General features: G+C 38.4%; 13 protein-coding genes. 10 read left to right on the forward strand and 3 right to left on the reverse strand.

What is annotated here, in order from left to right; translation table 11 throughout:
• The first annotated feature begins 11 nt into the window (after positions 1–11).
• The 3 genes from ACY2A0_RS10050 (at position 12) to ACY2A0_RS10060 (ending at position 4584) form a co-directional block, all read left to right on the forward strand.
• Positions 12–1502, forward strand: a complete 1491-nt coding sequence (locus ACY2A0_RS10050) for a glycoside hydrolase family 30 protein (protein ID WP_461789320.1) — start codon at positions 12–14, stop codon at positions 1500–1502.
• A 10-nt stretch (positions 1503–1512) separates the two neighbouring features.
• A complete protein-coding gene (locus ACY2A0_RS10055; RefSeq protein ID WP_461789321.1) occupies positions 1513–2847 on the forward strand; it encodes a DUF5125 domain-containing protein in 1335 nt (444 codons plus the stop codon).
• Between the two features lie 156 nt (positions 2848–3003).
• On the forward strand, positions 3004–4584 hold the full coding sequence (locus ACY2A0_RS10060) for a LamG-like jellyroll fold domain-containing protein (protein WP_461789322.1): 1581 nt from the start codon (positions 3004–3006) through the stop codon (positions 4582–4584).
• A gap of 41 nt (positions 4585–4625) precedes the next feature.
• Here the strand turns inward: ACY2A0_RS10060 and ACY2A0_RS10065 are convergent, their stop codons facing one another.
• The 3 genes from ACY2A0_RS10065 to ACY2A0_RS10075 form a co-directional block, all read right to left on the reverse strand.
• Positions 4626–5264 carry a hypothetical protein gene (locus ACY2A0_RS10065; protein ID WP_461789323.1) on the reverse strand — a complete coding sequence of 213 codons (639 nt, stop codon included), beginning with the start codon at positions 5262–5264 and terminating at the stop codon, positions 4626–4628.
• Between the two features lie 38 nt (positions 5265–5302).
• Positions 5303–5830, reverse strand: coding sequence for a ribosome maturation factor RimM (rimM, locus tag ACY2A0_RS10070; RefSeq protein WP_461789324.1), 528 nt, complete (start codon positions 5828–5830; stop codon positions 5303–5305).
• Between the two features lie 159 nt (positions 5831–5989).
• On the reverse strand, positions 5990–6559 hold the full coding sequence (locus ACY2A0_RS10075) for a 30S ribosomal protein S16 (RefSeq protein WP_461789325.1): 570 nt from the start codon (positions 6557–6559) through the stop codon (positions 5990–5992).
• Positions 6560–6968: 409 nt separating this feature from the next.
• On the opposite strand from ACY2A0_RS10075, the gene ACY2A0_RS10080 reads away from it, so the two are divergent.
• From ACY2A0_RS10080 to ACY2A0_RS10110, 7 genes are all read left to right on the forward strand, one after another.
• Positions 6969–7487, forward strand: a complete 519-nt coding sequence (locus ACY2A0_RS10080) for a 5' nucleotidase, NT5C type (protein WP_461789326.1) — start codon at positions 6969–6971, stop codon at positions 7485–7487.
• A gap of 235 nt (positions 7488–7722) precedes the next feature.
• Positions 7723–8874 (forward strand): GDP-mannose 4,6-dehydratase, encoded by a 1152-nt coding sequence (gene gmd, locus ACY2A0_RS10085; RefSeq protein WP_461789327.1) that lies wholly within the window; start codon positions 7723–7725, stop codon positions 8872–8874.
• A gap of 34 nt (positions 8875–8908) precedes the next feature.
• Entirely contained in the window at positions 8909–11368 is a 2460-nt protein-coding gene (locus ACY2A0_RS10090) for an SLBB domain-containing protein (RefSeq protein ID WP_461789328.1), read from the forward strand.
• A 1-nt stretch (position 11369) separates the two neighbouring features.
• Positions 11370–12659 (forward strand): nucleotide sugar dehydrogenase, encoded by a 1290-nt coding sequence (locus ACY2A0_RS10095; protein ID WP_461789329.1) that lies wholly within the window; start codon positions 11370–11372, stop codon positions 12657–12659.
• A complete protein-coding gene (locus ACY2A0_RS10100; protein ID WP_461791435.1) occupies positions 12646–13776 on the forward strand; it encodes a DegT/DnrJ/EryC1/StrS family aminotransferase in 1131 nt (376 codons plus the stop codon). Before ACY2A0_RS10095 ends, ACY2A0_RS10100 begins: the two co-directional genes overlap by 14 nt.
• Positions 13769–14344 (forward strand): acyltransferase, encoded by a 576-nt coding sequence (locus tag ACY2A0_RS10105; RefSeq protein WP_461789331.1) that lies wholly within the window; start codon positions 13769–13771, stop codon positions 14342–14344. Before ACY2A0_RS10100 ends, ACY2A0_RS10105 begins: the two co-directional genes overlap by 8 nt.
• Positions 14344–15372 (forward strand): Gfo/Idh/MocA family protein, encoded by a 1029-nt coding sequence (locus tag ACY2A0_RS10110; protein ID WP_461789332.1) that lies wholly within the window; start codon positions 14344–14346, stop codon positions 15370–15372. The genes ACY2A0_RS10105 and ACY2A0_RS10110 overlap by 1 nt, the downstream gene beginning before the upstream one ends.
• Positions 15373–15403 lie beyond the last annotated feature (31 nt).

The raw sequence follows: 15403 nt of genomic DNA on the forward strand, positions 1-15403 counted from the left end.
CGAAAAAGATAATGAAAGTAAATAGAACAAATATGATATACACTTTTTTGCTATCGTGCCTTGCTTTAACTAGTTGTCGACAAGATAGCTATACACCTTCGACAGAAGAAGACGTAAAGAAAAGTGGCGACGTAGCGCTGTACATAACTACAAACAACCGCTCTTATGATTTTCAGAAAACTTATGTTGATTTCAGCACTAAGTTCAACATGTCACCCAATACCATTACTGTAAATCCAGCAACACAGTACCAAACTATGGATGGTTTTGGCGTAGCAATTACAGGATCTAGTTGCTACAACTTGTTAAAAATGACCCAAGAGAACAGGACTAAGTTTTTAACGGAAACCTTTTCGGAAACTAGCGGCGCAGGAATGAGTTATGTGAGGATAGCTATAGGCTGCTCAGACTTTTCGTTAAAAGAATACACCTGTTGGGATACCCCAGGTAGGGAAAATTTTAGTCTTCAGAGCGAAGAGAAGCAATATATTATACCAGTGCTAAAAGAAATTTTAGCAATTAATCCAAAGCTAAAGATACTAGGCTCGCCATGGACACCTCCGCGTTGGATGAAAGTAAATAACCTTACCAATTTACAGGCGTACAATTCATGGACTGGCGGGCAATTAAATCCTGCTTACTATAATGACTATGCATGGTATTTTGTAAAATGGCTACAAGCTTTTAAGGCAGAAGGGGTTATTGTAGGAGCGATCACTCCGCAAAACGAACCTTTAAACAAAGGCAATTCGGCATCTTTATATATGCCTTGGCAAGATCAGTTGGCATTTATCAAACAAGCGCTTGGACCGCAGCTACAGCAAGCTGGATTAGGTACAAAAATTTATGTGTTTGATCATAATTATAGTTACGACAACTTAACAGATCAGGCTAAATATCCTATCAACATTTATAACGATGCTACCGCAGCTGCTTTTATCACAGGATCGGCTTGGCATAACTATGGAGGAAATAAAGATGAATTACTTAGTATCAGAGCTAGCAGGCCTGATAAGGAAATTATCTTTACTGAAACCTCAATTGGTGAGTGGAATGATGGTAGAAACCTTGCAAATAGGTTAACGGCAGATGTGTCTGAAATTGCATTAGGCACAGTGCGCAACTGGAGTAAAGCGGTTATTGTTTGGAATTTGATGTTGGATAGCGATAAAGGACCAAATAGACCTGGCGGCTGCCAAACTTGCTATGGAAGTGTCGACATTCAGAAATCAAATTACAGCGCTATTACACGCAATTCGCATTTCTATGCGGTAGCTCATATGTCGGCCGTGGTAAAACCTGGTGCTAAACGTATTGATGCAAGTGGCTATACAGCTGATGGCTTGCAGTATTTAGCGTTTCAAAATCCTGATAACTCTTTTGCTATCGTTCTGTTAAATGATGCTGGCGAAGCTAGAAATATCACTATCAGCGACGGAAAAAACCATTACAGCTATAATGTTCCAGCCAAAGCTGTAGTATCATATCGTTGGACCAAATAAAAAAACAGTTATGAAGAAAGTTATTTATAGCCTATCGATAGTTTTTCTCCTATTTGCAGCATGCAAAAAGGAGGAAAAAGAATATGCCTACTTTGAGGGCAATCCAACTATCAGCTTAAAAAATGCCCCAACGGCAGCCAATTTTGGCGATAGTTTGGTTTTTACAGTGCAGGCAGCTGATGCAAGCATTGCACTGTCAAACTTAAAAGCACAACTTTATTATACCGATACCAAAGTTTCGGAAGTAAGCCTTAGAACTAAGCAGAATGGAGAGTATTCGGGTAAAATATTTGTACCGTTTTACAAAGATGTTCCTGATGGTAAGGCAACGCTTAAATTTATACTACAAAACGTAAGTAAAAAAACCACTGAGCAATCAATTGATATTAATCTTGCCCGTCCAGATTACGAATATATTTCGTTAGTAACAGAAACGCAAACGTACAGAATGAACAAGGTAGGCAGGAACCAATATGCACTAACAGCAAATTTGCCTTACCAAGTTAAAGGTTATATCGAAGCTCCAAAGTTTGGTACGCAGGGCAATGTAATGCAATTTGGTTGGCAAAATAACACAGTGGAATTGGGTTCTACCTCATCAATTCCATTTTCAAATTCCTCGTCGGGCACCTACACCATCTCCTTCAACACATTGAACTATCAAGCATCACCATTTATCATTGCGTATGCCATTAACGGAACAGTGTTAAATCGTGTTGATGACAATAATTACAGAGCAGATATTACTGTAGCTAAAGATGGCGAGGTTACCTTTGATGGTATTCAGGACCTAGCCCAATGGTGGATAGATCCAGATTTCTTCACTAAAAGTGGAAGCAAGTTTTTCTTTAATGCTGCTAGCGGAAAATACCGGATTACCGCAAACTTTAGCAACAAGTATTTCGTGGTAGAAGCAATGGACGGCAACAATTTAGCATCGCTTAAAACAGACGGCACAGGTGCCCTTTGGATTATAGGTACTGATATTGGTAAGCCAAGTTTAGCAGCAAACGAAGTAGGTTGGAATACAGATAAGGCACTTTGTTTAGCCCCAATCGGAAATAAGAGATATCAAATTACCGTAGAGGGAGGTAAAACCATTAAAAAGGATGCCATTAATTTTAAGTTTTTCCACCAAAAAGGTTGGGGTGGCGAGTTTACCAATACAACCCTATCAACTACAAGCGATATTGTATTTGTAGGTAGTGGCGGAACTAGCGGTCGAGATCCAGGGAACTTAGGTTTAAAAGCCGGTAAAACTTTTACTGACGGCAAAAGCTATCGATTTGTAGTGGATCTCTCGCAAGGAAATACAAAAGCAGTGCTAACAGTAACTGAATTATAGCAACTCAAATTTAAAATAGAATTAACGCCTTTATTTTCTTTGGAGCCTGTCGAAGTGGTCAACTCCTAAAACGACAGGCTCTATCTCTACCTATGCTAAATTTTGGTATTAATTAAAATCGAAAATCAACCAAATATTAACTTAATAAGCGTAAGTATGAATAACACCTCTACACTCAAATTAATTCTTTTTACATTCCTATTTCTAGTGCGCTATAGTGCGGGAGCACAGGAGCCTGGACAAGCTTACTACTTCACCGGAGCGGTGGCCGGTAAGGGGAGCGTTCAAGCACTGATTGATAACCCACATGCAAATGGTCAGCCCGGGCCATTTGATTTTTCCACGGGTACAGTGGAAGGTTGGATTAGGCCAGATTTTAACAACCCAACTGATGATCCTTATATTTTTTCGATGATACAATGGTGGGGAACCCGTTGGGGAATTACTATTGGTAAAGACTATGGAAGTATTGGCGTGCACGGTACCGGAAGTAGTTGGCTAATTTATAAATTTGAACGTGGACATTGGTATCATATTGCCGCTGTATTTAATCCAGCTGGTAATGTCACCATTTATGTTAACGGCAACTCGATAGGCACATCAACCTCAACAGTTAACACTAGCACTACCGGAACCCCTTTTAAAATTGGAATTGGCTGGTCGTGGGATAGCGACGGGTTTGTTGGCGCAGTGGACGAAGTAAGGGTATGGAACGTAGAGCGCTCTGCTACCGAAATTAAAACAAACATGGGCAACACTGTATTGCCTACAAGCACAGGCTTGTTAGCTTACTATAAGTTTAATACTGCTGCAACTGGCATTCTTCCCGATGCCACATCTAATCTTTTAAATGGTAACATAGGAGTTTGGGAAAATGATGCCGTGGCGCCAATGGCAACACCTAATTGGGTTGAAAGTTATGCGATGGCAATGCCGCAATTGCAGGCTCCAACAAATGTTTCGTCAACATCTTTCACCGCCAATTGGCAAAGCTCAAATGTTGGTACTACAAATAGCTACATAATTGATGTAGCAACCGATAATCTTTTCAATAATAAGGTTAGCGGATTCGATGGATTAGATGTAGGCAACTTGTTAAGCAAGGAAATCACAGGCTTAACAGCCAACACAACTTACTATTATCGTGTCCGTGCAAATAAAACATCGGTTACTGGCCAAGGAGCCTTTGCGGTGTCATCTATCAATCCAAGCAACGTATTACCTTTGGATTTCATATCATTTAGTGCTACTAAAGCCAATAATGCTGTTGAACTACGCTGGGAGACCGCTAACGAAATTAATACCAGTCATTTTAATATTATGCATAGTACAAACGGTGTAGACTGGACTAGTGTAGATAGGGTTAGTGCGAAAGGTAAAGTTAACAACAGCTACAGCTATAAACACCTAAAGCCGATAGTAGGTAGTAACTATTATAAATTGCAACAAGTGGATACTAACGGTGATTTCGATTATAGCAAAGAAAGAAACGTAGCTTTTGCTTTAGCCAGCACAAGTGTGAGCATATATCCAAATCCTGTTGCAGAAGAACTTAAAGTCCAGTTGCCTTTTGCCTCAAAAAGCGTGGCATACGTAATTTATAACAGTATTGGACAGAAAGTCATGCGAGGGCAACTTCAATCAGCTGATGCTGTAGTTGATGTTAGGAAATTGCCAAAAGGATTTTATACCATAAAAATTGCTGAAGAAATTCCGCTCAAAATAGTTAAAAAATAATTTTAAGGAGGAGGCACGCATCAGTCTCCTCTATTTTTTTATTATATAGTCCACTGATCGTGGATAACGGCAATTAAGAAGTAACCATTTTGGTACTTTTCAAACACTAAGCGCAGGCTGGTCCAGTCCATTCCGTCATATTTTTCATCAAAGCCTTTGAAATAATACTCTAAAAAAGGAGAGTTTGGGAAAACTTCCAGTAGGTTGCTCTTGGCATTTCCCTTGCCTATTATTTGGTTAAAAGATGTTTGCTGCGCATGCAGATAATCAGCGTTATAAACAAATTTTTCTAAATACTTCTGAGCTGTGAGTTTGATCGGATCGCCAGAGCCATCATATTCTCCCCAATTAACTGAACCGTGTTCTTCAATAATTTTTAGGAAGTTAGCTTTGCTTAATTGGTTGATATTCGATTTGTTTATAAATCCATAAGGTGAAAAGATTACTCCTTTTTTGGGATGAAAATAAACTGCAAATGCCCTGTAATCTTTTGCTTTCAAGGCAATTAAAATCTCAGTGCCTATGGTAGTTAATATTTCTTTTTCCGCTGCAGTGGTGTCAATTTTTGTATCAACGGCCAAAGTATCTTTAACTACAGGTTGACTTTGCTTGTTGGTTTGGTTACAACCAATAGTTATGATGCCAATTATGCCAAGCCAAAACCAACAAAAGTATTTCATGCTAGTTAAACCGTTAGACTAGTATTTTGTTTGCTGAATTAAGGATTAAGATAGATGTCCAGCAATCCCTCTGGCAAGTCTAAAGTGATGATCTGATCCTCATCATCAATTTCCACAATGAAATCTTCATTTAATGGAAAAAGGATCTCTTTATTTTGATAGCTTACTGTAGCTACAAACTGTTGTGGGTATTCATTTACTTCAATAATCTCCCCCAACTCACCAAGCGTTTCATCAACGGCAATAAAGCCTTTTAAATCAGTGTAATAAAACTCATCGTCTTCACGTTCAGGCTTTTTGCTTAGTGGTAGATAAGCTTTTTTCTTTACCAGTGGTTGAGCTTTGTCCACATGGTCTACATCATCGAAATAAAATAGCCCAGTTTTGTTTTCGTACAGTTTGTAACTTGACACAAAAAACGGCACCATCTTGCCATTTAGCTCCAAAAATAGTACATCAAGATCAAGATCTTCATATTCCTCGAATTCAAAAAAAAGTTGAACTTCACCTTTCAAACCTTTTGTCTTGGTGATATAGCCGATGTAAAATGATTCTTCTTTGGTCATGTATTTATTTTTATGTCGCCCTAAATGTTGGTGAAGAATCTGTAAGTTTGAATATAAGATAGAAACAGATTCCTCGTACTTGGGAATGACAGGTGACTGGGTATAAAAATAGCGTTCCGATTTTAATCAAAACGCTATTTCTTTTGAAGTGAAGTAAAACTATTCAGCTTTGTCTTCAGCTTGAGTTTCCTCAGCTGGAGCTTCAGTAGCTGCTTCAGCTTCTACCGCTGGAGCCTCTTCAGTAGCCTCTTCTACAACTTCTTCCGCTACTGGAGCGTTTTTAGCTGCAATTGCTGCTGCTCTGTCTTCATTTTTCTTAGCTTCTGCTGCTAAGGCTGCTTTACGTGCTTCAGCTTTGTTGCTAGCTAAACCTTCAGTTTTACCAGCAATTTTACCAGCTTTAGCATCTAACCAAGTTGAAAATTTTGCATCTGCTTGTTCTTGAGTTAAAGCACCTTTTCTGATACCGCCTTCTAAGTGTTTTTTGTAAAGTACACCTTTGTAAGATAGGATAGCACGAGCAGTGTCAGTTGGTTCAGCACCACTTAATACCCACTTCACAGCGCTATCGAAGTTTAACTCAATAGTTGCCGGGTTGGTATTAGGGTTGTAAGAACCTAAACGCTCGATGAATTTTCCATCTCTTGGAGCACGCGAATCCGCTACTACCACGTGGTAAAAAGGTTTTCCTTTTTTACCGAATCTTTGCAATCTGATTTTAGTTGCCATTCTTTTTTTTGTTTATGTATTCAACATAGTTCCCGGAACTTCGTGTTGCGGGGCTGCAAAAGTAAGCAATATGTTGGTAATTAGCAAAAAGATTGTAAAATTGAATGCTTATAAATCTTTGAAAATCAACGTTATCATTTTATGGCGATTGATGTCCTGCTTTTCGTTGCAATCTTTTTGTTGGTTTCGTTATTCATAATTGCGACTTGCTTGCTCCACAATCGCCGTCGACATTTCTCGAGTGCACTGCTGATTAAGCCAACAAAAAGTATTTCCACTTCAATCAGGTTTATTAATTAACGTTGCTGCAAAAAAACTAATGCAATTCTTGTTTAGCGCTATTAAACCATAAAGTAGCATGAAGAAATTTATCGCGATTTTTTGATGTAAAATCATTATAATTACATTAATGAGAATAGCGATAGACATGGATGAGGTGTTAGCCGATCCAATTCATAAATTTATACACTTATATAATCGAGACCACCAAGTGCCGCTCGATTTGGTAATTGCGCCTGGTACTGAGATTTTTCAAAATGTCCCTGCAGAAGTAAGCGATCAATGGTTCAACTACATTAATGAAAAAGGTTTCTTTAGAGATCTGCCCGTAATAGACGGCGCCGTTGATGCAGTTAAAGCTTTGCAGCAGAAATACGAAGTTTATATTGTTTCTGCTGCTATGGAGTTTAAAAATTCATTGGAAGATAAACTAGAATGGCTAGCGGAGCATTTTCCATTCATTAGTTGGAAGCAGATTATATTTTGTGGCGAAAAAATAGTCGACGTTGACATCATGATTGATGATCGAATTAAAAATTTTCAAAATTTCGACGGTAGGGCGCTACTTTTTACCTCTCCACATAATTTATTAATTACTGATTACGAACGTGTTGACAACTGGCAACAAGTTTTGCAAAAGCTGGCTTAACTATTTTTTTCCCAAAAAGGCGATTTTTTATTTAAAAAGGCCTGATTATTGCTCACTGGCGGTAGTCTAGGTTGTTAAAATTATTAGCGACCGACATATTCATTTGTAAAGCCTTAGTTTATAGGTTTTAAAGAAAAAATACTACTTTTGAGAATGTAGTTGTTTGTTCAACTTTTTTATTACAAATGAATTAATTGTGTATGTTTGCACGCATAAAATCTTACAAAAAATATAAATGAAAGTTGCACTGATTACGGGAGTGACCGGCCAGGATGGTGCCTATTTAACAGAGTTTTTGTTGAAGAAAGGTTACTTCGTTCATGGGATTAAAAGAAGAACATCTTTGTTCAATACGGACAGGATTGACCACTTGTACCAAGATCAACATGAGAACGATGTAAGGTTCAAATTGCATTATGGCGATTTAACAGATTCAACTAATCTTATTCGTATAATACAGGAAACACAACCTGATGAAATTTATAACTTAGGTGCAATGTCACATGTTAAAGTTTCATTCGATTCGCCTGAATACGTGGCTAATGTTGACGGAATAGGAACTTTGAGAATTCTTGAAGCAGTCCGTATCTTGGGATTAGAAAAGAAAACAAGAATTTATCAGGCTTCCACGTCAGAGCTGTATGGCGGTTTGCCCGAGAATAAGAATGCAGCTGGATTTTACGACGAAGATTCTCCATTTTACCCTCGTTCGCCCTATGGCGTTGCAAAAATTTACGGTTTCTGGATTACTAAAAATTATCGTGAAGCTTATAATATGTTCGCTTGTAATGGTATTTTGTTTAATCACGAGAGCCCTTTGAGGGGAGAAACCTTTGTAACTCGTAAAATTACAAGAGCTGCATCAAAAATTGGCCTTGGGTTACAGAGCTGTTTATACTTAGGGAACCTTTCTGCACAACGTGATTGGGGGCATGCCAAAGATTATATCGAGGCAATGTGGTTAATCCTTCAGCAAGAAAAACCTGAGGATTATGTAATTGCGACAGGTATAACTACAACGGTAAGGGATTTTGTGCGTATGGCTTTTGCAGAACTTGGCATTACTGTGGAGTTTTCTGGAAAAGATGATCAGGAAAAAGGAGTGATTATCGATATCGATAATAATAAAGCAGCCCAATTAGGTTTGAGCTTAGATGCGTTGAAACTCGGCGAAACTGTAGTGAAGGTTGATCCAAAGTATTTTCGGCCAACAGAAGTTGATCTATTATTGGGTGACCCTACAAAGGCTAAAACTAAATTAGGTTGGGAGCCGAAATATGATCTGCCTGCCTTAGTTGAGGATATGATGAAGGCCGATTTGAAATTAATGAAGAAAGATGAATATCTAAAACAAGGGAATTACGAAACATTGAATTATTTCGAATAATCAGCGTTTGATAAGTAATATCCAGCCACGGCACATGAAAAAAATATTTTTAACTTTAGTACTGGTCTTAGTTGCGACCTTAACTTTCGCTCAAGTAGGAACCAATGTAAAAGTCGATGAACTTTCCGATGCTCAGATCTTGCAGCTCGTTAAGCAGGCAGAATCGATGGGCTACACCTCTGAAGCGCAAATAGAGCAGGTAGCAATTTCGAGGGGAGTAAGACAGGATGAAATCACTAAGTTTAGAGCTAGGGTAGAGAAGTTAAAAAAGCAAGGTGCTGGCGTGCAAACTTCGGATAAGCCCACGGCCGGAACGGGACGAGAATATAGTGAAACTACTGATGGTGGGTCGGTTTCTAACGATAAAAAGGAAGATGAAGTAGCGGTTCAAAGTAAAATATTTGGTGCAGATTTGTTTAAAGGAGGTCCCATCACTTTTGAGCCTAACTTAAGGATAGCGACGCCAAAAAGCTATATCATCGGGCCAGATGACAGGTTGGTTATCGACTTAACTGGTGACAATGAGCGCACCTATAATTTGCAAGTTAGTCCAGAGGGTATTATTAACTTAGAATATGTTGGTAGAATTTCAGTTGGCGGTTTAACCATTGAACAAGCAAGTGCTAAAATTAGAACAGCAATGTCTAAAACGTATCCCGCTTTACGTACCGGACGTACGTCTGTTGCTATTAACTTAGGAAACATTAGAAGCATACAAGTAACGGTGACAGGACAAGTTGTAAGAGCTGGTAGCTATACACTCCCATCGTTAGCCAATGTGTATCGAGCGCTATACGTTTCAGGTGGGCCATCTCAAAATGGTACTTTTAGGAATATACAGGTAATCAGAAATAACAAAGTAATTGCAACTATTGATGTTTACGATTTCCTATTACGCGGAATACAGACAGGAAATGTGCGCTTGCAAGATCAGGATGTGATAAATATTCCTGCATATAATGCCCGAGTTGAAATTTCTGGAGAGGTTAAAGATGCTGCAATTTTTGAGGTTAAACCAAACGAAACACTGCAAGATGTAATCAACTTTGCCAAAGGATTTACAGCGGAAGCTTATACTGCCAAAATAAAAACTTTTCAAAACACCAGTAAGGAACGTAGAATGAGGGATATCCCTTCTTCACAGTATGGTACTTATCAGCCCAAAAATGGAGATAAGTTCGTTGTTGAGGCCATCTTGGAGCGTTTTGAAAATAGAGTAGAAATTATTGGCGCAGTTTTCAGACCAGGGATGTACGCTCTAGATAAGGGCTTAACTTTACGCGGTTTAATCAAAAAAGCTGACGGAATTACTGAAGATGCATTTTTGAATAGAGGTTACATCAATCGATTAAATCCAGATAAAACCCAGTATTTTATCTCATTCGATGTAGCAAAAATTCTATCTGGTGAAGAAACAGATATTCCTCTTTTGCGTGAAGACAAGGTGACCATCAGTTCAATATTTGATCTACGTGAAGAATATACAGTTACTATCCAAGGAGAGGTTAGGGCGCCAGGAACTTTTGAGTATGCTACTAATCTAAAGTTGGAAGACATTATTCAGATGGCTGGCGGATTAAGAGAAGGAGCTACACCAAATAGAATTGAAGTTTCCAGAAGAATAAAAAACACTGATCCCAATTCCATCTCCTCAAAAACAGCGGATTTATTCATTTTAAATGTCGACGAGAATTTAAAGGTAGTAGGTGATAAATTTGAAATTAAACCTTTTGACATCATTACCGTTAGAAATTCAGAAGGATATTCGATTCAGAAACAAGTTAAAATAGAGGGAGAAGTACTATATCCGGGACCGTATACCATCACTAGCAAAGATTATCGAATTTCTGATTTGATCAAACGAGCTGGCGGACTAACGCCGTTTGCTTATGCCGAGGGTGCTTCGTTAAAAAGACCAGGTGCCGAAAAAGTTAATCCAAACGACAAGAATGCTATTAATAACCAAGAAGAGGAGCAAAAAAAGTTTCTGAACTTGGAGCGTGTGCAGGAAAAGAGCGGTAAAGAGACTGAAAACGTTAAAAAAGTAGACGAAAAATTGGTTCAATCTGATTTAGTGGGAATCAATTTAGATAGAATTTTAGAAAAGCCATTATCTCGTCAAGATTTGATCTTAGAAGAAGGAGATATTGTAAGGGTGCCTAAGCAATTGCAGACAGTTAAAGTTACCGGAGAGGTATTGAATCCTAATAGTATTTTGTACATTCCAGGTAAAAGCTTCAAGCAATACATCAATGGAGCCGGCGGATTTACAAGTACCGCATGGAAAAACAGGGCTTACATCAAGTATGCCAATGGCTCTGCAGAAGCCGCTAAAAAGTTTTTATTTTTCAATAACTATCCGAAAGTTAAACCTGGAGCAGAAATACTAGTTCCGGTCAAAGCTGAAAGAGAAAAAATCACCCCGCAAGCTTGGATAGGTATTGGAACAGGTATAGCTTCATTAGCTGCAATTGTTGTTAGTTTGTTAAGATAGTTTGCAAAAATCTATCAATATAAAAATTGGCATTATTGGGCTGGGTTATGTTGGCCTACCACTAGCGGTTACTTTCGCTAAAAAATATGCTGTCGTAGGATTCGATTCTAATGCTGTTCGAATTTCTGAGTTGAAAAATGGTTTCGATTCCACTAGCGAAATAACAGCTCAAGAGTTGGCCGAATCGTTTTCAGACAGCAATAGTAGCTCAGGCTTGGAAATCACTCATCAAGCTGCATCTTTGAGCTCTTGTAATGTTTTTATTGTCACTGTGCCAACACCGGTAGATGAATTTAAAAAACCTAATTTGGGATTTTTATTCGAAGCCAGTAAAACAGTAGGTAAATATCTTAAAAAAGGGGATATCGTGGTTTATGAATCCACAGTCTATCCAGGGTGCACAGAAGAAGATTGTGTGCCAGTGCTTGAAAAACATTCAGGCTTAGTTTACAATAATGATTTCTTCTGCGGTTACTCTCCTGAAAGGGTTAATCCAGGAGACAAAGTAAATACCCTAACCAACATTAAAAAAGTAACATCAGGTTCTACACCAGAAGTGGCATGCTTTGTTGATGAGCTGTATGCTAGCGTAATTAATGCGGGAACCCATAAAGCGCCATCCATAAAGGTTGCAGAGGCTTCAAAAGCAATAGAGAATGCTCAGAGGGACATTAATATTTCGTTTGTTAATGAATTAGCGCTTATTTTCGACAGAATAGGGATCGATACAAATGACGTAATTGATGCTGCAGCTACCAAGTGGAATTTTTTAAAGTTTAAACCTGGCCTTGTTGGGGGGCATTGTATCGGAGTCGATCCATATTATTTAGCACATAAAGCACAAATGCTCGGCTACCATCCAGAAGTTATTTTATCTGGTAGGAAAGTAAATGACAACATGGGTATGTTTGTAGCCAACAAAGTTGTCAAGTTGCTCATTAATAAAGGAAATGCCGTAAAAGGCGCCAAAGCACTTATACTTGGTATCACCTTTAAGGAGGATTGCCCGGATATCAGGAACTCTCGAGTGATCGACATTCACGCTGAGTTAAAGCAGTTTGGGATTGATGTAGGTGTCTACGATCCCTATGCCAGTAAGCAAGAAGTATCTAAACAATATAATATCGACTTACTAGAATCAATTGATGAAACATTTGACGCTATAATACTAGCCGTATCACATTCATCATTTTCTGAACTGGATATTCAGCGGCTTAAGAAAGGGAATACGTCCGTTGTTTTTGATACTAAAGCATTTTTAGATAGAAATGTTATCGATGCCCGATTGTAAGATAAAAGTTCCATTTTTTGATGCTTCTGCGAATTATATCTCAAATAGGTTGCAGATTGACGAAGCGGTTAAAAAGGTTTTGGAAAGTGGTTCATATATCAATGGGCCCGAAGTTGGCCTTTTTGCTGACAGCTTAGCAAATTACCTAAACGTAGACCATGTTGTACCTTGTGCCAATGGAACTGATGCACTTTGTTTAGCCCTTATGGGTATGGACTTAAAAAGGAATGATGAGGTGATTGTTCCCGCCTTTAATTTTATTGCTGCTGCGGAGGCAATCGCTTTTTTGGGTCTTGTACCTGTATTTGCCGATGTAGATTCACATCACTTCAACATCTGTGCGAAAAGCATTGAAGAAAAAATCACATCCAAAACCAAAGCAATCATCGTAGTACATCTTTTCGGTGGTGCAGCGTCAATGGACGATATTATAAGAGTTGCAAATCAACACCAAATTCCAGTAATTGAAGATGTAGCTCAGTCATTAGGTAGTGAATACGGAGAAAAAAAGCTGGGCACTTTTGGTACCATTGCCTGTACTTCGTTTTTTCCAACTAAAAATTTAGCTTGTTTTGGTGATGGTGGCGCTGTTTTCACCAACAATGAAAAACTGGCTCATAAAGTTAAAATGTTGGCTAATCATGGACAACAACAAAAATATGTGCACAAATATATAGGCGTCAATTCGAGGCTGGATACATTGCAGGCAGCAGTTTTACTATGCCAACTTAATACCCTAGACCAAGACATAGAACATAGAAGAACATTAGCCAAACGTTACGCTAATGGGCTGTGTGATCTTACGATTTTGCTACCTGAAGAAACTGCTGGAATTAAGCACAGTTATAATCAATACTGTATTCAGCTATCTGATTTTCAGCAAAGAGACGACTTAAAAAAATATCTAATGGATCAAGGGATATCTACCATGATTTATTATTCACAACCTAACCATTTGCAGGAAGCTTTTGGATCATTTGGTTATAAAGCGGGTGATTTTCCAGTGGCTGAGCAACTCTGCAATAAAGTTTTGGCTTTGCCGGTGTCTCCATCACTTACTTTCGAACATCAGGATTACATTATTGAGCAAATTAAAAGGTTTCTCCAAAATGGATAATTACTTCGCTCATGAAACAGCTGTTATTGACGAAGGTGCAAAAATTGGCGAGGGTACAAAAATTTGGCACTTTTCTCACGTGATGAGCGGCTCACTGATAGGGAAAAATTGTATTTTAGGGCAAAATGTAATGGTCGCTAATAATGTTGTTTTAGGAAACGGTGTTAAGGTTCAAAACAATGTATCTATTTATACTGGTGTTGAAATAGAAGATGATGTTTTCATTGGGCCATCAGTTGTGTTTACTAACGTGAAGACTCCTAGAAGCTTTATAGAACGTAAGGATCAGTTTTTAAAAACACAAATTAAACTGGGTGCTACAATTGGTGCTAATACTACCATTGTTTGTGGTGTATCCATTGGAAGTTATGCAATGATTGGCGCTGGTTCGGTGATTACAAAAAATGTGAAGGCATATGCTTTAATGGTTGGTAATCCTGCCCATCAAAAGGGTTGGGTAAGTAAGGCTGGGTGCGTGCTCGATTTTAAAAAAGAGAACATAGCAACTTGCGCCGAGAGTGGGCAACAGTATCAAGTTATAGACAACAATTTGATAAGCTTGAAGTAATGTCGGCAACGGTAAAATTTGCAGTTTTAGGATGTGGACATATTGGTAAAAGACATGCCGATTTAATTGTTAAGCATCCAGATGCGCAATTGGTAGCCACGATAGATTCTTTAAATATCGAAACCTTGCAAATAGGCAATTTTGCTGTTCCACATTTCAACAGTCTAGTTGATTTTATATCCTCAGGTATAGCAGCAGATGTGGTAAATATCTGTACCCCGAATGGATTGCATGCTAGTCAGGCTGTTGAATGTTTGGATAGCGGAATGCATGTGGTGATAGAAAAGCCGATAGCCATACATTTAGCAGATGCGAGAATGATTTCGAACGCAGCTGAAAAAAATAAAAAGCTTGTTTTTCCAGTGGTACAAAATAGATACTCATCTGCAATAAAGTGGCTAAAAGAGTTGATTTCAAACCAACAGTTAGGGCAGATTTATATGGTTCAGCTAAACTGCTTTTGGAATAGAGATGATCGGTATTACAAAAAGGATGGCTGGAGAGGAACATTGGAGTGGGATGGTGGACCTTTATTTACCCAATTTTCGCACTTTATAGATGTGTTGCTTTGGGTATTTGGTGATATCAGAAACATAGAAGCCAAGTTTTTCAATTTTAATCATGATCACATCACTGAATTTGAAGATTCGGGCATAATTACATTTGATCTCGCTACTGAAGGGGCAGGCTCAATTAGCTACTCAACGTCGGTATATCAAAGTAACTTTGAAAGCAGTATCACAGTTATTGCTGAAAAAGGTACAGTGAAAATAGGAGGACAATATATGAACTCCATAGAATATTGTCATGTTGATGGAACCGAGAACCCTAAGCTGAACAAAGAAGAATTTTTTAACGATTACGGTAGCTACAGTGGTTCCGCTTCGAACCACCATCTTGTAATTGATAACGTGATAAAAACAATCAATGGCTCGGAAGAGCAAGATGTATCATTGAATGAAGGTATTCAAGTGGTAGAAGTTATAGAAAAGATTTATCAAAAACGAGATAAAGTTTCGGAAATTTAAAACAAAACTATGTCGCAAATTATTTAGTTGA

It is taken from the genome of Pedobacter sp., from assembly GCF_965249885.1.
Taxonomy (GTDB): domain Bacteria; phylum Bacteroidota; class Bacteroidia; order Sphingobacteriales; family Sphingobacteriaceae; genus Pedobacter.

What these genes read in the sequence shown, in the direction of transcription:
- ACY2A0_RS10050 (WP_461789320.1), top strand. Translation starts at nt 12, where the DNA reads ATGAAAGTAAATAGAACAAATATGATATACACTTTTTTGCTATCGTGC.
- ACY2A0_RS10055 (WP_461789321.1), top strand. Translation starts at nt 1,513, where the DNA reads ATGAAGAAAGTTATTTATAGCCTATCGATAGTTTTTCTCCTATTTGCA.
- ACY2A0_RS10060 (WP_461789322.1), top strand. Translation starts at nt 3,004, where the DNA reads ATGAATAACACCTCTACACTCAAATTAATTCTTTTTACATTCCTATTT.
- ACY2A0_RS10065 (WP_461789323.1), bottom strand. Translation starts at nt 5,264, where the DNA reads ATGAAATACTTTTGTTGGTTTTGGCTTGGCATAATTGGCATCATAACT.
- rimM (WP_461789324.1), bottom strand. Translation starts at nt 5,830, where the DNA reads ATGACCAAAGAAGAATCATTTTACATCGGCTATATCACCAAGACAAAA.
- ACY2A0_RS10075 (WP_461789325.1), bottom strand. Translation starts at nt 6,559, where the DNA reads ATGGCAACTAAAATCAGATTGCAAAGATTCGGTAAAAAAGGAAAACCT.
- ACY2A0_RS10080 (WP_461789326.1), top strand. Translation starts at nt 6,969, where the DNA reads ATGAGAATAGCGATAGACATGGATGAGGTGTTAGCCGATCCAATTCAT.
- gmd (WP_461789327.1), top strand. Translation starts at nt 7,723, where the DNA reads ATGAAAGTTGCACTGATTACGGGAGTGACCGGCCAGGATGGTGCCTAT.
- ACY2A0_RS10090 (WP_461789328.1), top strand. Translation starts at nt 8,909, where the DNA reads ATGAAAAAAATATTTTTAACTTTAGTACTGGTCTTAGTTGCGACCTTA.
- ACY2A0_RS10100 (WP_461791435.1), top strand. Translation starts at nt 12,646, where the DNA reads ATGCCCGATTGTAAGATAAAAGTTCCATTTTTTGATGCTTCTGCGAAT.
- ACY2A0_RS10105 (WP_461789331.1), top strand. Translation starts at nt 13,769, where the DNA reads ATGGATAATTACTTCGCTCATGAAACAGCTGTTATTGACGAAGGTGCA.
- ACY2A0_RS10110 (WP_461789332.1), top strand. Translation starts at nt 14,344, where the DNA reads ATGTCGGCAACGGTAAAATTTGCAGTTTTAGGATGTGGACATATTGGT.